The 19,250-nt window shown below is 33.5% G+C and carries 16 protein-coding genes; 9 read left to right on the top strand and 7 right to left on the bottom strand.

The annotated features are described in order from the left end of the window. The first annotated feature begins 49 nt into the window (after window positions 1-49). On the top strand, window positions 50-2,566 hold the full coding sequence (locus tag MY1_RS04290; RefSeq protein ID WP_237698791.1) for a polysaccharide deacetylase family protein: 2,517 nt from the start codon (window positions 50-52) through the stop codon (window positions 2,564-2,566). 32 nt (window positions 2,567-2,598) lie between these two features. Here the strand turns inward: MY1_RS04290 and MY1_RS04285 are convergent, their stop codons facing one another. Next, window positions 2,599-3,555, bottom strand: coding sequence for a TackOD1 domain-containing metal-binding protein (locus MY1_RS04285; RefSeq protein ID WP_007550491.1), 957 nt, complete (start codon window positions 3,553-3,555; stop codon window positions 2,599-2,601). Between the two features lie 149 nt (window positions 3,556-3,704). Between MY1_RS04285 and MY1_RS04280 the strand changes: the two genes are divergently transcribed. From MY1_RS04280 to MY1_RS04270, 3 genes are all read left to right on the top strand, one after another. Beyond that, window positions 3,705-4,409 carry a DsbA family protein gene (locus tag MY1_RS04280; protein ID WP_007550490.1) on the top strand — a complete coding sequence of 235 codons (705 nt, stop codon included), beginning with the start codon at window positions 3,705-3,707 and terminating at the stop codon, window positions 4,407-4,409. A 112-nt stretch (window positions 4,410-4,521) separates the two neighbouring features. Beyond that, entirely contained in the window at window positions 4,522-5,916 is a 1,395-nt protein-coding gene (locus MY1_RS04275; RefSeq protein ID WP_007550489.1) for a hydroxymethylglutaryl-CoA synthase family protein, read from the top strand. 4 nt (window positions 5,917-5,920) lie between these two features. Beyond that, the gene (locus MY1_RS04270; protein WP_007550488.1) at window positions 5,921-6,466 is read left to right on the top strand and encodes a hypothetical protein; all 546 of its coding nucleotides are present in this window, start codon (window positions 5,921-5,923) and stop codon (window positions 6,464-6,466) included. 3 nt (window positions 6,467-6,469) lie between these two features. Here the strand turns inward: MY1_RS04270 and bioD are convergent, their stop codons facing one another. From bioD to MY1_RS04240, 6 genes are all read right to left on the bottom strand, one after another. Beyond that, window positions 6,470-7,159, bottom strand: a complete 690-nt coding sequence (gene bioD, locus MY1_RS04265; RefSeq protein WP_007550487.1) for a dethiobiotin synthase — start codon at window positions 7,157-7,159, stop codon at window positions 6,470-6,472. 12 nt (window positions 7,160-7,171) lie between these two features. Next, window positions 7,172-7,732 carry a TATA-box-binding protein gene (locus MY1_RS04260; RefSeq protein WP_007550486.1) on the bottom strand — a complete coding sequence of 187 codons (561 nt, stop codon included), beginning with the start codon at window positions 7,730-7,732 and terminating at the stop codon, window positions 7,172-7,174. 13 nt (window positions 7,733-7,745) lie between these two features. After that, window positions 7,746-8,663: a transcription initiation factor IIB gene (locus tag MY1_RS04255; RefSeq protein ID WP_081470671.1), complete on the bottom strand. Its 918-nt coding sequence runs from the start codon at window positions 8,661-8,663 to the stop codon at window positions 7,746-7,748. 95 nt (window positions 8,664-8,758) lie between these two features. Then, window positions 8,759-11,806 (bottom strand): cupredoxin domain-containing protein, encoded by a 3,048-nt coding sequence (locus MY1_RS09400; protein ID WP_007550483.1) that lies wholly within the window; start codon window positions 11,804-11,806, stop codon window positions 8,759-8,761. Window positions 11,807-11,929: 123 nt separating this feature from the next. Continuing rightward, the gene (locus tag MY1_RS04245) at window positions 11,930-12,361 is read right to left on the bottom strand and encodes a universal stress protein (RefSeq protein WP_007550481.1); all 432 of its coding nucleotides are present in this window, start codon (window positions 12,359-12,361) and stop codon (window positions 11,930-11,932) included. 199 nt (window positions 12,362-12,560) lie between these two features. After that, window positions 12,561-12,932, bottom strand: a complete 372-nt coding sequence (locus tag MY1_RS04240; RefSeq protein WP_007550480.1) for a response regulator — start codon at window positions 12,930-12,932, stop codon at window positions 12,561-12,563. Between the two features lie 95 nt (window positions 12,933-13,027). Between MY1_RS04240 and MY1_RS04235 the strand changes: the two genes are divergently transcribed. The 5 genes from MY1_RS04235 (at window position 13,028) to MY1_RS04215 (ending at window position 18,846) form a co-directional block, all read left to right on the top strand. Next, window positions 13,028-14,566 (top strand): porin PorA family protein, encoded by a 1,539-nt coding sequence (locus tag MY1_RS04235; protein ID WP_007550478.1) that lies wholly within the window; start codon window positions 13,028-13,030, stop codon window positions 14,564-14,566. Window positions 14,567-15,088: 522 nt separating this feature from the next. Beyond that, window positions 15,089-16,411 (top strand): adenosylmethionine--8-amino-7-oxononanoate transaminase, encoded by a 1,323-nt coding sequence (gene bioA, locus MY1_RS04230; protein WP_007550477.1) that lies wholly within the window; start codon window positions 15,089-15,091, stop codon window positions 16,409-16,411. Window positions 16,412-16,550: 139 nt separating this feature from the next. After that, entirely contained in the window at window positions 16,551-17,531 is a 981-nt protein-coding gene (gene bioB, locus MY1_RS04225) for a biotin synthase BioB (protein WP_007550476.1), read from the top strand. 254 nt (window positions 17,532-17,785) lie between these two features. Further along, the gene (locus MY1_RS04220) at window positions 17,786-18,634 is read left to right on the top strand and encodes a TrmB family transcriptional regulator (protein WP_007550475.1); all 849 of its coding nucleotides are present in this window, start codon (window positions 17,786-17,788) and stop codon (window positions 18,632-18,634) included. Next, the gene (locus MY1_RS04215) at window positions 18,631-18,846 is read left to right on the top strand and encodes a hypothetical protein (protein WP_048109680.1); all 216 of its coding nucleotides are present in this window, start codon (window positions 18,631-18,633) and stop codon (window positions 18,844-18,846) included. The genes MY1_RS04220 and MY1_RS04215 overlap by 4 nt, the downstream gene beginning before the upstream one ends. Window positions 18,847-19,250: the final 404 nt, after the last annotated feature.

Raw genomic sequence — 19,250 nt, 5'->3', positions numbered from 1 at the left:
ATATTAATACAAAACATTAAACAAATAATCAGTATCCATGCAGATCAATATGAAAATTTTATTATCATTAACAATATTTTTGCTATCATTTTCAATATTTATTGGGCAATCATTTGCAGAAAGCACTGGAAATATTGATCTGTTATTAAAATACGATAATGGAAACAAGGCAAGCATCGAATCAACCTCATTAAAAATCTACAAAGATTTTGATAAAAATCCAATAACAGAAATCCAAGTACAAAGCAATCCAGTACAAATAACAAATCTGCCATTAAACCACAAATACAAAATTGAACTGTATTACAATGATCATTTTCAGAGTGTAGACTATTATGATCTAAAAAAGACAACTAACAATTTTGAGATGAATGTGAAATTACCCGGCGGAATAAAGCTGGGAGTTTTTTACCAAGATGGGCAGACGCCAATACCAAATGCCAGCATATTTTTTAAAACAATGAGTGGAAAAATAGTAGGATTTGATCAAACTGACTTTAATGGAGACACTGTACGCTTTTGGCTTCCACAAACCATCAATAATGATTATTACACTGTAGAAGTTGTAATAGATCCTCAATTAAAATACACATACACTCCATTACAAATACAGTCATCACTTTCCAAAGACATCAAAATAGTAACAAAATGGCCAAAGATAATCAATTCAGCAATAACAGTGGAAGTTTACAAAGATGAAAAGACAAAGGTATCCGAATCTGATGGGTCACTGACAATACAAGTAAACGATAAAAAGAAATCAAAGGTACTGGATTCTCCAGTATCATACAAAGGAGATGCCGTAATATCTAACATTCCTGTAGGGACATATGCATTTCATGTTGTTTCAAAAAACACCGGTGATGTCATAGCATCAAAAAAAGTAACCCTATCTGGAAGTCATGAACCAATAAAGATATTCACAAACGATCCGCAGCTGAATTTTGAAGGGTCGTATTGCAACTGTGTTGCATTTAGATTAGATGACGTACAAGATTATTTTTTGAGCAATTCCCAAATTCAAATGATGAAAGTGTTTGAAGAAGAAGAAGCAGGACTTACAGTGGGAGTAATTGGCGGAGTAACAGGCAATGATCCTAGAATAGTCAATGCAATCAAAGAACAATTGCAAACAAATCCACGATTTGAGATTGCAAATCACAGTTGGAATAATAGGGTATTGACTAGTTTATCTTCAGAGTCACAAGAAGAATTAATTAAAACCACAGACACAAAAATTCAAGAATTATTTCAAGTAAAACCACACACGTTTATTCCTCCAGAAAATATTTTTGAGGATGAGACAATATCGTATTTGAAAAAATACGATTATGATAATCTTAGTGCGTCAGTTCAAACAGATATTCCATCAAAATTTGTCAAATCTGATTTTTATCACTTTAACACAGCAGTGTCTACTGCAAAATTAGATCCAGTCACATCGTATTGGAATCACAATTCAAAGGAAAAAATATTAGAATCGATAGATGACAGCCTTTTCGATTATGGTTATGCTGTAGTAATGATGCATCCATACGAGTTTTCAAATTATGACAACGGAGCATACACAAATGAAGTAAATCAAACCAAATTTGAGGAATTAAAAGTAGTGATTTCAACACTAAAATCCAAAGGATATTCCTTGCTACCTGTAGGGAAAATAGATGAATATGCTTCGGTAATTTTTGAGAAGATTATAAAAAACCAGACAAATACAGATGAGAATGTAAATTGCAACTGTGTTGCATTTAAAATTGACAACGTACAAGATTTCTGGTTAAATGACGTACAAAATAATTTGATAAACACATTTTCAGAAAATAATGTTCCAGTAACAACAAGTATTATTGGTAAATTTTTTGGAAGTGATATTAAGACTGTTGATTTTTTAAAGCAACAAATTCAAGACAAGAAAATAGATGTAGCAGTTAGAGGTTGGGAGTTGGTAGATCATTCACTGTATGAAACAGAAGAGCAATCATCTAGCATTGAGCAAACAAACAACCAAATATCTAAAAAGTTAGGGATACAATCCGAAATATTTTCAGCACCATTTGGTAAATTCAACAATTACACAATAAGTGCATCAAAACAAAACAACATAGCATATGTTAGTACAATGATTACAACCGATACGCTAAATGTCAAGTCTTACCCACGTCATATTCCTGAGACGTCATACTTGCCAAATCTTTTAGATGATGATCCATTTCTTCAAGGTACAATTATTGAAAAAATGTTATTAAAAATAAAAGACCAGCAAAAAAAATACGGATATGCATTAATTAGTACGCAACCTTCTGACTTTGCAATACGTGATGGTGAGTTTAAAAATCAAATAAACGAAGACAAAATGAAACTACTAAAAGAACTAATCATCACTCTAAAGGAAAACAACATCAAAGTTGTATCATTAACAGACATCCCTCAAGAATCTTTATTTGAAAAATATCCAGCATGGATTAAACATGTTTACGTTTGGCATGAACAAGGAAAAATCACAGACATAGAATTAGAAAATGCAATAAACAATCTCACATCAAGAACAATAGTAGTTCCTCGATAGTTTAGGTATATGTAATAAACACTAATTTCAAATTACATGGAAGTTGTTTTATAAAACGGGCTATTTTTCCATCTACATTCATCTAGACTGAATTTATTTTGGCATTTTAAACAAACATAATCCGTTGATAGTTGTGGAAAGAAATTTGAGCAATCATTGCATATGTAATGATTTTTCATCACACGGTAATCTACACCTAATGCCTTGATTAATTTTTTACAGCTGGGACATAGATCGTTTACATAAGTATTGTCTTCTGAAATATTTCCACATTCGTAATGTTCGATGAGTTTGCCTGATCTAAATTTTGAACTCTTACAAGAAGGACAGTAGAAAATCTGAGTAATTGATGTAGAATCGCATTGATTACAAGCAATTTCTTTTTTGTCCGATAGACGGGTAATCTTTCCATTTTCTTCTAATTCTTTTAGATATGTGGAAATGTATTCATTTGAATCATTAAATAAATTTTGTAAGAAACTAAGACTAAAGTTAGAAGTTGATTGAAGTACCATGTCAACGCGATAACGAATCTTACTTTCAAGATCTTCAATTTGTTTTGACATCATATCGATTTGAGATGATTCTTTTTTGAAAAAATTATCTTCTTCTTCAATGGTTTCAAATGCAGATTTTATGTGTTCAAAACGAATTGGCTTTTGTAAATACTGATATGCACCTAATCGAATCAAGTCTTTAACACCTTCATCATCTTCCTCAGTAGCTGTTGCCAATAGAACTCGGATGTCTGGTTTTACTTCAAACATCTGAGTTAAAACAGAACGTGCATCAGTATCTGGAAGCATGTAATCAAGCAAAACAATTGGATCTTTCTTATTTGATATCAGATCTTTGAATGTCATGATGCCACTTGCACCATTTGAACAAATGTGAATTTGAGTATATCCTAATTTTTCAAGATAGTTTTTCAACAACATTCCTATTGCTGGACTATCTTCAATAATCAAAACATCGTTTTTAGAACTCATGAATTACCCTGATTAATCATTTGAATAATCATCTATGTTATTAATAATTCATTTAACATGTTGAAAAAATTGTTCAAAAGCATTCACCAAGATGCGGTTTTAAATCAAGGGTACAAAAGACTAAATGTCGTAAAAATTGATAATTTTTCATGATTCATATCCCATCTTTGGCAATAGGGGCTGGAATTGCGTCTGTTGCAATAATTGCAATGTTTTTAGCATTTAACTTATCAAATAATGAATCAGAGTTAGAAATTGCACCCACTCCTGTAATCGAAGAGTCAGGACCTGCACAGATTACAAGTGCAACATTTTTTGAGAACGGTTCACCAATTCTAGGCAATCCCAATGCCCCAGTAACATTGATAGAATTTGGCGATTATCAGTGTTTTTACTGCAATCAGTTTTTCCATAAGACAGAGCCCGAGCTATTCAAAAACTATGTCGAAACAGGAAAAGTCAAAGTAATCTTCAAAGATTATACAATAATTGGTCCAGATTCAGTCTCTGCAGCTCATGCAGCTCACTGCGCTGATGAACAAGAGATGTTTTGGGAATATCATGATACGTTATACAACAATTGGAAAGGAGAGAATAACGGATGGGCCTCATCTGAAAACCTGCTTGAGTTTGCAAGAGATGTCGGATTGGATATCGATATGTTCTCCAAATGCATGATAGAGTCAAAACACACCTCAGTAATAACAAATAGCAATCAGGACGCTAAAGACCTGGGATTAACTGGAACTCCTGCATTTTTTGTCATTGGACCAGATAACAAGGTGACAAAGATTGGCGGAGCTCAACCCTATGATGTTTTTGAGAGAATTTTCAATTCAGAGTTGGAAAAATAGAAAAATCATCGATCAATTTGTAAAAAGTATATAAAAATTTATAAAAATTCCCTAAGTAGTAAGATAGAATTAGCTCAATATCCTTATATGAGTACAGAAGGAGGCAAGCTACATGGCAGCTGGAATAGACGATATTGCAATTTACATACCACGGCTATACATAGATGCAGCAGATTTTGCAAAAGCCAGAGGTCTAGACCCTGAAAAACTCCAGAAAGGATTGGGGGTATCTCAAATGGCAATAGTGGATACAAACCAAGACCCAGCATGTCTTGCAGCAAATGCATGCTTACAAATTATGCAAAAAAACAAGCTTTCACCAGAAGATATTGGAAGACTGTATGTGTCCACGGAATCTTCGTTTGATGAATCAAAAGCAATGAACTCTTATGTCATTGGCATGCTAGAGCAGGTTTATGGTCAAGGGGCGTTTGAGCATTGTGGTGGAGTAGAAACAAAATTTGCTTGTGTAAGCGGGTCGTATGCACTTTATGATAATACAAATTGGATTAGAGCAGGAGAAGCAGAAGGAAAGCATGCACTAGTAGTTGTTTCAGACATTGCAAAATACGATATGGGTTCAAGTGGCGAAATGACACAAGGAGCTGGGGCAGTTGTGATGCTACTCAATGATGAACCACGATTATTATCATTTGATCCTAAAGTAACAGCTACATCAATTAAAGACGAATATGATTTTTACAGACCATTTGGAAAAGAGACACCAATCGTACACGGTCAATATTCCAATCTTCTATACATGATTCAGGTAAGAAAGGCACTTGAAACTTACAAGAAAAAAGCAATATCATCAGGGCTAATGAAGCTAGAACCAGGAGAGACAATTTTAGATCATATGGATTATCTTAACATGCACTTACCATACAGCAACATGGGCAAAAAAGCTCTTGCATATTTGGTAAGACATGAGTGGCGCCAACTTCCAAGATGGAAAAAAATAATTCAAGAGATAGGGATACAAGAGCCAATTCCAAAAGATCCGCGTGGAACAATTGAATCAGTATTAGGAGATGAAGAGTTCATGGCAAAAGATCACGAGTTTACAAAAGCATTTACAAAAACACGAGAGTTTCAAGAAATCTATGAAGCAAAATTGGCAAGCTCATTAGTGGCATCAAAGATGATTGGAAATCTCTATACTGCATCGTTATATTTGGGATTTAGAAGTTGTCTTGAATTTGAATATCAAAAGGGAATTGATTTGAATGGAAAACGTTTCGGGTTTGGGTCATATGGTAGTGGAAGTAGTGCCATGGTGTTTAGCGGTACAATTCAACCACAATACGAAGAAATTGTCAAAAACATGAACTTGGAAGCAGAGCTTGCACCAAGGCGAAGACTCACACTAGACGAGTATGAAACATTACATGAAAACAAGCTTTCCCCAGAAGAATCAATACTTCGTACAAAAAGAGAGTTCATCTTAGTAGATGTCAACACCACTACAGAATCAAGGGGTGAAAGACGATACATATTCAACGAATAAACAAATGTCCGAAGAGTCAAATCCAATCAAAGAGTATCTGTTTGAGTATTTAGAATCTAAAAAAATTCAAGAGGTAACATCACAATCAAAATTTCCAGAATTGATCAATGATGTTTTAGAAAATTGTTTTGACAAAGTAATTTTGATGGGAGAAAAAGAAGAGAGCATAGCAACATTTGCAACAGGATTACTGCATTATCTATTGACAAACGCATTGATTCCAAGTCAAAGAAAGATAAAACACAAAGGTGTCGAGATAGACATAGTAGTACCAAATTTAAAAACGCTAGAAAATGATCCAGATAAAGCTCTAATAATTCACATACCAAAAACCATGGATGTCAACGAAATTAAGCAAAAACTTGACAGTCTAAAAAAAATACAACCAAACAACAAAAATATTTGGTTGGTGCTTTCAAAGAAAATAGATTTTCAAAACAACACATACGTCATTGAAAAGAATAATCCATCATTTTTAAAAATAATTGTAGATATTGGACAGTTCATAAATGTTCAAGGGCAAAATAAATTCAAAATACTACGTATCTGAAATTTAATTCAGTAAAGATTTCATATCAATATTTTTTTTAAATATTCTATAAAGTGAATTATCACTCATATCATCAATGAATGGAACAGAGCCCAATACAGATACACGAGTTAAATTTTCCAAATCTCGTTTTAATTCCTTAACATGATATCCATCAACATCGAAATTGTTTATTATAATTCCCTTAATTGGAATTTTATATTTTTCACACATCTTACAGGTCATTATTGCGTGATTGATGGCACCTACTCTTGTTCTAGTGACAATAATTGTGGGTAATTTCATATCTTTTATCAAATTGCTGACAAAATAATTCTGAAGTATAGGAGTCATCACTCCACCCATCCCTTCAACAAGTAACATTGAATGAAGTTTTGATAATTTTTTAAATTGTTTTAAGATTAGTGGAATGTTTGGTTTGATTTTTAAATTTTTTAATGCTGTATAAGGTGATGCCATTATTGGAAAAAATTGTGGATTCAAAAGTAATTCAGGATCAGTTACTTGAGCTGCAGTAGCTAAAATTTCTATATCTTCAGATTTGAATCCCTTTCTTTGAGGAATCCCTGCTGCAAATGGCTTCATTACACCAACATCTATTCCCATCTTACGAAGTGTGACAACAAGACCTGCAGCAACATAAGTTTTGCCTACATCAGTATCAGTTCCTGTAATAAAAAGAGATTCTGGCAATAGTTTAGTCAATTATGAATAAACCATTAAATTTTTCTCTTCAAGCATGCTATGAATTTGATGTACAGAACGGTGTATGTCTTTTTCAAGTTTAGCACCAACACAGACTAATTTACCTGAAGCAAAAATCAGAATCACAGTTTTTGGATCAAGCATTCTATGAATCAATCCTGGAAATTGTTCTGGTTCATACATGCTTCTAGGTAATGTTCTTGCAGCTTGTTCTAGATTTACTCTTCCTCCAAGATTAATTGATGAAACAATATTTTGTATTGTAACTGTAGCATCGTTTTTAATTTTGATTTTACCCTTTCTCAATATTTCAACGACTTTGGACACAGCATCTTCGGCCAACTCTTGTGACTTTGCACCAGTACAGACCATTTTGCCAGAACTAAAAAGAAGTGTCGCTGTTTTTGGATTTTTGAGTCTAAAGACGGCGCCTGGAAATTGTTCTGGATGATATTCCACATCTGGAAATTTTTTTGTAATATCTACAAGGTCTAGTTTTTGATCAATTGTTGCAGAGGCTACGACATTAACTATTGCGATTAACGGTTTTGTTTCTGTCATATTCTACTCTATATCATAGATCAGTTTGGTCTAATCTTAAACCCTTGTATCTATTTCTTATTGTTACTTCAGTTACACTTGCAGCTTCGGCAATATCACGCTGAGTCATATTTTCACAGTTATTTACACATGACAAGTATAGTGCTGCAGCGGCAAGACCCATTGGATCTTTTCCTGCGGATTCCTCATGTTCTTGTGCTGTTTTTAGAACTTTGACAGCAAATCGTTTTGTCTTTTCTGAAATTCCAAGCTTACTTGCAATTCTTGCAACACATTGAATTGGGTCAACTACAGGCATCTTTAGATCTAATTCTCGATGTAATAATCGATAACATCTTGCAATATCTTTTTTCTTAATATTTCCCGCATCAGAAACATCTTTTAGAGTTCTAGGAGTTTCGGTATCTCTACATGCTGCATAAAGTGCAGAAGCAATCAGTGCTGAGATTGAACGTCCTCTCACCAATCCTTTCTCCAATGCTTTTCTGTAAATGTAAGCAGCTTTTTCAATTACAGCATCAGAAAGCGAGAGTTTGTCCTTTAATCTAGATAGTTCGCTTAATGCTTGTCTGAGATTTCTATCTGCTGATTCGTGGACTTTACTTCGACTATCCCATGTTCTTAATCGCTCAATTGTACTTTTCATTGATGATGTAAGTGGTTTTCCAGAAGAGTCTCTGTTTATTGGATTGATAATTGTTGCAAGTCCTCTATCATGAATGGTAAGAGATGTTGGTGCACCAGTTCTAGTCGGATCTGTTCCACCTTCTTTTGAAAAAGATCTCCATTCAGGACCAGAATCTGACAGTATTTCGGTAATTACATATCCACATTTTCCGCAAAATCTTTCTCCCGTTACATTGTCTGTCATCATTCCCTTTTTTCCGCAACGACCACAAGTGGTAGCAGTATTGATAATTTGTTGAACCAAAAATAAGACCAATATAGTTCAATTTTGTGACTATATGAACCGGCCTATTTCAGAATTTTTAATGAAAATAATCAATATTTAGCATAATTGAAGTTTTACTCATTTTGTTTAACCGTAAATTTTATCTGTCCTATCTCTACATCGTTGTATTTTGTAATTATGACATAGTCACCTTCAAGCCATTTTTTGTTCAAATTTGTAGGGATGAAGTAGTATCCTCTATCATTAGTAAGTACTCGTAGATCATCACTTGTTCCATCAGGACGAATTATTGTAATTGTGACTGAATTTGAACTGCCTTCTTGTATGTTTCCTGAAATTTCCACTTTCATGTCTTTTGTATTTTTAATGACATCTTGATTCTGTTCTATCATTACAGAACCTTTTGGAGTTACCGATGCGATTATTATTGGCGGTTTTGTTTCGTCATACTCTTTGATGGTATTTTGTTGTGAGTCTACCACTGTAATGCTTCCTGTAGCCCAAGGATGTAACGAACAGAAATATTTGTAGATGCCAGGTGTATTAAATGATTTTTGTTTTGTCTCTCCTGGCATCACATGAAGGTCAAACCTATTGTCCGGATTATTTGGCGTTCCACTTGTGATATCATGTATAAATGAATCAGGATTATGCCATGTGACAATTCCGTTTTTTAGAATGGTTACATTATTTGGAACAAAACAAGTATTGCTTGCTTTGCATATTGGAGATGAAGTATCATGAGTTATCTCTATTTTTGCTGTAAGAAGAGTTGTATTACTTATAGGAGGGGTCATGTTCTCTATTGCTTTTATAGAACCTATAAACAACGCATAAGCAGGATTTCTTCCCTCGTGCCATGTCTCTATTAGAATATCTGACAATCTAATCTCTTTTTGAAAAACTAGATCAAAGTTTACCCAATAACTGACATCTTCTAAAAAGTCATTTACTTTGACATCTTTGATAAAATTTTGAGGATCTTTAATCTGTATTGTCTTACCCTTGTCAAAAATTAATTCCACAGAATACGATTCGGATTTTTGTCCATTACCTACAATAAATAAAGACACATGTTCAATCTTAGTACTTGCATACTCATCATCTATTCTAACTTGAATCTGTGTGGGTTCATTTATTTTTGTAGAATATAATACTGCATCTGAACGTTTGGAAAATGGAATGTATCCGCCATATTTGTCATATCCGAAATACTCTCCATAGTTTTTTTGGTCTGTAAGATCACTGTTTATGCTATAAGGAAAAAAATATTCAAACCGTAATTGTTGATTACTATCATCTTGGATTATTTTAGAGTAAGAATTTTCGCTATTAGAAGAAGTTATGCTATAAAGCCCAATCCCAGAGATTTGTGGCGGACGTCTTTGTGTTTTTGTACCAGTAGATGTATCTTGTGGTATTTCAGATCCTTGATCTGGACCAGTTCTGAATGTTATAGTATTTGAAAATTCAACCCATGGCACGTTAGTAGATATGGTAGTTGTTTCGTCTTCTGGTAGGTCCGTACCTGTTGGCGCTCCATACCTACACTGTCCTTCTACAGTTGATCCTGCATTATCTGTATATCCTATCTCAACTACCAATCTATCTCCAGATACTGTTGTATATGATGCAGTAACTGTATCGCCATCAGCATATGCCGCATTTCTTAAAACGTTATTGTTTCTAAATTCACCTGTCGCTAGTCCATAATTATCTATTGTCAATAATGTTGCTCGGGTTGTAGTTCCATCCTGACTTACAATACGTACAGATAGTCCTGAACGAGTGTTATCTCCATTGTTAAATTCTCTGCATTGAAGTTGTGCTTTTAGAAAAGTATTACCGCTTGTGAATACCTGTCCCGCATTCATCGGTTCTGAAACATATTGTCTATCCAGTTGGGTCACTCCAGTAGCAGATGGTCCTATTCGTGTTCCAAGCACTAATGATTCACCGCTTACTCCTTTTGCAGATAATAATGCATAACGTCCTGCTTCTGCCGTATAACCCCAACTGTCAAAATTTGGATTTACGCTAGGTGTGGTAGATGCTGAAAAATATAACCTAGTTGTAGATGGAACCGTAATTGTAATCTGTCCTGTAGAATATGCGCTAACAGATGGATTAGTTCCATCATTAGTTATACCGTATACATAATAATTTCCCAAACTCATACCGGTAGTATCCCACGTACATGTAACATCACTGCCCTCTACTGCTGTAGCACATGTACCTGAAATCGCTGTTCCATCTAATCCGCTATTGTTTATATCATAATAAAATGAAGCTGTCACAACATCATCTGGATCAGATAATGTGTAAGTGATAGTGTAAGAATCTCCAACAGATATAGTATCTCCCACACCGTCAGGTTGAGAAACGGATAATGTTGGGGCAACAGAAATTTTAGGGCTCAATGCTAAACTTATCATGGCTTTTTCAGTGTTAACAGCAGTAGTAACTGAAGTTGGACCGTACGATCCTATTGTTGTTTTTATTCCCGTTGTTACAGAAATTCCACCACCGTTTCCAGAGTTTCTTGTAATGTCTTCAATTTCTGTAATATCACTTAGATCAGGATTTGATTGTCCTGAATACTGCGTTGAACCATTAGCATCAGGTAGAGCAGTTCCCATTATTGCCACCACTAGAGAATCAGCTTTGGTTGTAGTTGCACCTGGAATAGAAGCACTTGTATCGGCTGTAGATTCTATACTCCCAATATTTACTCCAATAGGATTATCTGGATCAACGTTGCGAAATGCAAAAACTTCAGCAATTTGATGATTGCCAGAATCAGAGAGTCTTGGTCCAGTAGTTCCAGAACCACCATAAGTTGCATACCACACAGTAATTCGAGTTGCATCAGCTTGTGCAGCAGTTCCAGTACCTTGAGGAGAACTTGTTAATTGAGTCCAAGGTCCAGCAGAGCCATCATTAGTAATGGTTATTGGTTGATTTGCTGTTTCAACAACAAGTATCAAAACATCCCCACTTTGTATTCCGGTTGGAAGTGATGGGGTAATAGCACCTCCAGAGTCAGATATGCCTCCTTTTCCTACAAATGTTGGCACAGCATAGGCCAATTGATCTGCAAATACTGTCAATAACGATACAAAAATTAATGCAATGTTCAACATTACAAATGTTTTATTCATTGTTTGGAGACCTCACAAATCTTCATGATTTATACTATTAAGTGCAAGTAGGTAAACTAAAAGTACATTGTTATTTTTTTGCAAGTTTAATCATTTCCTTTGCAATGAATCCTTCTTTCAAATTTATTTTATTATCAACACTGGACAGCTAGATTTCTGTGCAACACCATTTGCAACACTGCCAAGAATTAATTTATCCACTCCAGTTCTTCCATGAGAACTCATTACTATCAAATCTATTTTTCGAGATTTCGCATATGCAACAATATCTTTAACAACTGACATGGATTTTAAAATCTGAGATTTCATTGATATGTTTGCTTTTTTTGCTAGTGGTTCTACCTTGGCAATATGAGCAAGTATTGCCTTTTTCTGTTTTTTAATAATCTCATCATCTGCACTAGAATCATAAAACTTGTGATGCCATGCATCTCCCTCAAGACATGTCAGAAGAGTGATTCTGGAATTGTATTTCTTTGCAATGTCTAGTGCAGTTTTAAATGCATGAATGGATTGATTTGAGAGATCAAATGGAACAAGAATATTTGTGAACAATTTAAAAAATATTAGAATTTCATCCCTTTTAAACTACATAGACGATTTTCTAAAATGCTATTCTAAAATTAAGCCAATATTTTTTCAAATTGAATCATAACGTTATCAAAAATAAAATACTTAAAAATATAGAATTTATAAAAATCATTTCCTAGATTCATGCAATTCTAGATTTCATTATATGTATTCTAAAATCGGGTCATCTGGTATTAATTTGGTATTTTTCCATCAATACTTTTTTTATCTCGCTTTGATCAAATGGTTTGCAAATTATTGCTGTAACGTTAAGGTCTTCTAGTTTCTGATAAGTTTCATGTGATACATCAGCAGTTATTGCAACAATCTTAGCATCAGGATCAAATTTTTTAATTTTTTCAATGCCATAAAATCCGTCATATCCTGGCATCATTATGTCTGTAAAGACAAGATCAGGGCAATGCTTTTCATATAATTCAGCTGCCTCTTTGCCGTTATACCCACACGCTAAAATGTTCAACCCCATAATTTCTAAAACATCTGAAAATACCTTTGTGATGTTATAGTCATCATCAATTACAATGCAATTGATCATAAATGTAGCCATTTGTATTATTATATAAACAAGAGTTTGTCACCAGCAGGACAGGGTGGATTCATTTTTTATAAGCAAGACTTGCTGAAAACTGTATGAATTTCAGTTACAAGTCAAAACTTGTTGTAGGATTTTTCATTATTGTATCAGTTATTGGGATATACGAACTATCAGTATATGAAATAAAAAAACTTCCTTTAACCTATGAATTGATCTCCGAACATGAGGGAGAAGATCGTATACTTGAAAGCATTGGTGGAGAATTATCAGACACATTTTTGATCCGAGAAACTCTGCGACAGTATGTTGTAGATGTGAATAACGACATATTAGAAATCAAGGCTACCATTGTTGGAATAGACCCGACAACAAACAGTGTAGTTTTTAACAATGAGCAGACTTTTTTTGTTGACAGAAATACTCGAAAACACACGCAGTCAGACGAGTATTTTGCTTTTCCACCAAACGTACAAAAACAAAACTATGAATTCTTTCATCCAATGATCTTTACATCTGCAACATTTGTATTTGAAAAAACAAACAAGATAGATGATCTTGAGGTATATGATTTTTCATGCAAATACACTGGTACCGATGTGTCTTCTGCTTTTCCACAATTTCCATCAAAAAAGATACTCTCAGATGGAAAATGCATGGTGTCAGTCGAGCCGGTGACTGGCATAGTTGTAACTTTTTCTAAAGAGTGGGACGATTATTTTGTAGATGATGGGGTGAGAGGATCTCAGGTGGAACTGGGAGGTAAGCACACAACTGATTACTCGGAATCAATTCTGGTAAATGGCGCCAAATCTGCAAAATCACTTTATTATTTTTTTGACGTTGTACTTCCAATATTGATTACGGTAATTGGAATTATCGTATTGTTAGTAGCAATATTGTTTGAAAAGACAAAAAACCAAACAAGATTGATAATTCAGGCTCAAAATGACCTGATAAAAAAAGAAAAACTTTCCACCATTGGTGAGCTGACTTCAAGAATATCTCATGACTTGAGAAATCCGCTTGGTCTGATCAAGCTCACAGTTGACTCCATTGAGTCAAGAATTAACAAAAAGCTGGATCCAAAATTAGATGAATACATTCCAATTCTTAATGATGCAATATATAGAATCAATCATCAAATAAATCAGGTTCTAGGTTTTGTTAAGACTATCCCTCTTGATCTAAAACTAGTTTCACTGTTACAAATATTACATGAATCAATCACAAATGCAAATGTTCCAAAAAACATCAAAGTCACATTACCAAAACATGATTTTTCGTTGATGGCAAGTAAAATCCAGTTAGAAGCTGCATTTGGAAATCTACTATCAAATTCAGTCGATGCAATCGGTAAAAATGGCGGAAGCATAGTCATACGGGCAAAAAGTGAAAAAAACAATCTGATCATAGAATTTGAAGATTCTGGAGAAGGCATACCAAAAGAGAACATGGAAAAAATATTTGAGCCATTATTTACTACAAAACAACAAGGAACGGGACTTGGATTGGCAAGTGTAAAGTCGATCATAGAGGCACATGGTGGGATGATAACTGTGACATCACCTCCAACAATTTTTACAATAACGCTTCCAGAAAATCCAAAATATAACATTTCTCAAAAGGACTTGTAGTAACATCGGATTTTTGACTTAGAAAGAAGCGATACAAGGAATGAAGATGGCAATAATCATCAAGATTATTTGTTAAAAGATCAAAATACGTGTCATCTATCTATTTTCCACACTAGTTTAACAGATCTTGTTCATAGAGAATGCACTCTGGCACTGTAAGGTACAAAAACAACCTAGGAATAAATTTTAAAAACATAAACATGACACATCAAAAAATAGGCATGAATGGGTTCTAAATATTTATGACAAAACTTTAAGTTTAGACATGCGATAAAAAAATCATGGGATTACTAAATAGTCTGAGCAAGTATTGCATTATGAAAAAAGTCCGAGATAAAGCAAACAATGCAGAACAAAATGAAAATAATGAAGAATCTAAATAGCAATAATTAGTAAAAAACATCAAAAATCAGAATTACCAAAATCTCATTAAAAATATTATTCATAGTTTTCTGTATTTAAGAAACATAATTCATGGCATCATAGTTTAATTATTAAGTTCAAATTAACTATAGAAATCGTTTGAAAAAGAAAAGCTTTGTTTGGCATCCTAACACTCAGATGAAAGAATGGGATTCATTTAACGAAATCGTAAAATCCAAAGGGATGTATCTAATTGATTCTGATGGAAATAATTATTTTGATGCGGTTGGATCAATGTGGTGTAATGTCTGGGGTCACTCAAAACCAGAATTAACTAATGCAATATCTAGACAATGTAAAAAACTTCAACACTCTTCGATGTTTAACCTAACAAATGAACCTGCAGAGAGACTAGCAAAGAGTTTGATAAAAATATCTCCAGGGATGCACAAGGTGTTTTATTCCGACAACGGATCTTCGGCAATGGAGATTGCAATAAAGATGGCATTACAATATTGGAATAACATAGGAGAAACAAAAAAGACAAAAATTGCAACGTTAGAAAACGGCTATCATGGGGACACGTTTGGAGCAATGGCTGTGGGTTATGTGCCAGAATTTTTTGGTAAATTTAAAAAACAATTATTTCCAACAATACAAATTCCAGTACCAAACAAATACAGAATTCCTAAAGGATATGACTATTTAGATTATCAAAATTATTGTCTAGATAAAGTTGAAAAGAAATTTTCCAATGATGACAAAATTGCTTCATTTGTTATGGAAAGCGGAGCACAGGTAGCAGGTGGAGTTATTATATTTCCAAAAGGATTTCAGACGAAGATAAGCAAGTTATGTAAAAAATACAACATATTGTTAGTATTAGATGAGATAGCAACCGGTTTTGGACGATTAGGGTCTATGGTTCAATATACGGAACAAAAAAGTATTCCAGACATAGTATCTTTTGGAAAAATGTTAACAGGAGGCTATCTAACAATGGCTGCAACTTTAGCAAATAAAAAAATCTATGATTCGTTTCTAGGCCAATTCAATGATTGGAAGCATCTGTTTCATGGACATACATACACAGGTAATCCAATATCTGCAGCTGTTGCAAATGAAAATCTGAAATTATATAAAAAAAATAATTTAATTAAAAAAATTCAAAAAACATCAAAAATTTTTGAAGAGTACTATGACAAAATATTAGAAATAAAGACAGTTGGGGATATCAGACATAAAGGAATGCTCATGGGAATAGAATTAGTCAAGGATAAAAAAAATAAAACTCCGATTAACCCAAAAAAATCAATAAACAAAATATTTTTTGAGGAAGGCAGAAAACATGGAATTTATCTTCGTACGCTTGGAAACATAATCATGCTTGTACCACCACTAGCAATATCTGAAGAAGAGTTAGATTTCTTGCTAAACAGAACCATGGACACAATAAAATCAGCAGAAAATAAAACGACATAGTAAACACAACAACATCAAGAAAATTTAATTTCAATTTTCAATGATACAAGAAAAAATATACAAATGACCACATAATCACGCATGAAAAGTCAATTTTTAACTCACTAATCTTTTTTAATAGAATTCATAGTGAAATATCATGAATAATGTCTTGGAATTTATCAGAGAATGTCAAGAAAACGTATTTTCAGGCATTGGAATAACAAGTCAAGATGCTGAAAAACTATTCAACATACCAGATGAAAATGTTCCAGATCTAGCTAAAGCTGCAAATCAGATAACTAGAGATTTTAATGGAAAGAAAGTAGATGTCGAACAATTAAACAATATTAAAAAAAATGCTTGTAGTGAGGATTGTTCCTTTTGTGGACAGTCTGCATTTTTTGATACGGGAATTGAAACCTATCAACTACCATCAGCAGAAGAAGTGGTAATCAAAGCAAAAAAAGCAAAAGACGAAGGGGCAGAATCATACTGCCTTGTAGCTGCATGGAGAGAACCATCCACACGAGATTTTGACAAAGTTTGCAACATCATAAAAGAGATCAATGACAAGGTAGGCATTAATGTAGAATGCAGCCTAGGTTTTCTTACACCAGAGCAAGCAAAAAAACTCAAAGAACTTAACGTGAAAAGATATAATCATAATTTAGAAACATCAAAATCAAAATTTTCAGAGATATGCACTACCCACACATATGACGACAGACTAAAAACATTGCAAATCGTTCGCAACGCAGGATTAGAATTATGTACAGGTGGAATAATCGGTTTAGGGGAGACAAGAAAACAAAGAATAGAATTAGCCAATGAATTAGCTGCGCTTTATCCTGAAGAAGTTACAATAAATATACTAGTACCTGTGCCTGGAACACCATTAGAGCTACAAGTAAAATTAGAAAATTCTGAAATTGTAAGAATGTTTTCTGTAATACGATTTCTATTACCAGAATCGGTGATAAAAATTTCTGGAGGAAGAGAAACGAATCTTACTGATTCAGGAGAGCAACTATTGCAAAGCGGTGCAAACGGAATAATCACATCAGGATATCTTACAATGGGTGGAAACGAATCTGAAAAAGATTTCAACATGATAAAAAAAATCGGATTAGAGGCTTGACAAATTTTTTACAGATGATTTTGTAACTGCATAATCATTGATTCCCATATCTGGGAAATTTTTATGATGATTGCAGATAATGTTCAAACAAAAATTAATTTTAACGCAAAAAATTACACATACAAGTTTTAAAAAAATTAATTACGAGTTAAATTGGCACCGCAGATCGGCTAATTAGTTCCAAAATAGAACACGTAGATTGAAGAAATATCCACTGTGCCTATTAAGAAAAACATTATTGAGTAAATGAAGACATGAGCACAACACATGAGATAACACTTTTTGACAATGACTCAGAAACCGAACTGTATAAACATAAAATTACGCTTGAAAGAATCAAAAATGAACTGATCAGTTTTGGGTTAACTGCAAACCAAAGCAAAGTCTTCATCTATCTTGGAAAGTATGGTTCAAAATCTGCTTCAGAGATTGCAAAAGCATTGCAGATGCCAAGAACAGAAACATACCATCTTGTGAATTCTCTACAAAATATGGGGTTGGTAACAGCTGAGCTTGTCCACCCTACAAAATATTCTGCAATGGAGATGAAACAGGCAATTGAAACGTTAGTAAAACAAGAACAACAGAGAATCAACACACTTGCTGGAAAAGAAGAATCGCTTTCAAAGCTCTGGAAAGAGGTTCCATTTTTTGTAGTTGAAACTGACGAATCAAAATCAGAAAAAATGCAGTTGCTACATGGCATGGGACCAATAATTAATAAAATAAAAGAAATGACCGAGACTAGCACCGATTCGATTAAAATTTACGGCAGCATACCGGATGTTTTAAGATTATATCATTCAGATGTATTTGATTGGATAGACGAATCATCATCTGAACTACAAATGGTAATCTCTCCTTTAAGTAAGACTCCAGAGTTTATTTCCGAGATAGATTCAAAGAAAATACGAGCCATCACATCAGATTCAGATAAAAAATGTTTTATCATTAATGACGCAAAAGAAATTTTAATTTTTATGAGAAACGCTAATCATGCAACACGACAAACATTTGCATGGTGGTCTGACTCTGAAACTCTTGTAGACATGATGAGTTCGCTATTTGATTTATCATGGGAAAAGGGGGATTCACTATATTGAGCAATACGATATACGATCAATTCCAAGATACTAATCACATAGCAATTACAAATTATGAAATAAAACACCTAATAGAATTAACAAGTGAATTTATCGTGAAAATAAAAAATCAGACATACAAAAACAATATTGAATCAGAAATGAATGATTTATTGCATTCAACAGACAAATTTCTTTACAGAATAAAATTAATGCAGGGGGCTAAAGAATGAATATTTGTGATGAAAAGCATTTGCCAGAATACAAAATAGTTTACAAAGGAGCAAAAAAAAGTAATTACACTCCTATTTGGTTTGTATGTTCAAACTGTTTAGAAACTAAACGTTATTTTTACGATGAAAATGAAATTATAAAAATAACACAGATTGAATTATCATAAACAAACTTGAACTGATGGTTTTTTTATTCTTTGAAATTTTAATTTTTTAATAGATAATTGCAATTCAACTATATTCCTTTGATCCTCCATGATTTGTTCAATAGGTGTAATCAAGCCAATAGTATTACAAAAATTCATTCTTTGAAATTTTAATTTTTTAATAGATAATTGCAATTCAACTATATTCCTTTGATCCTCCATGATTTGTTCAATAGGTGTAATCAAGCCAATAGTATT

The sequence above is a fragment of the Nitrosarchaeum koreense MY1 genome (assembly GCF_000220175.1).
Classification (GTDB): domain Archaea; phylum Thermoproteota; class Nitrososphaeria; order Nitrososphaerales; family Nitrosopumilaceae; genus Nitrosarchaeum; species Nitrosarchaeum koreense.
The sequence above is the reverse complement of the archived record's forward strand: the minus strand, read 5'-3'. Positions and strand labels throughout refer to the sequence as shown.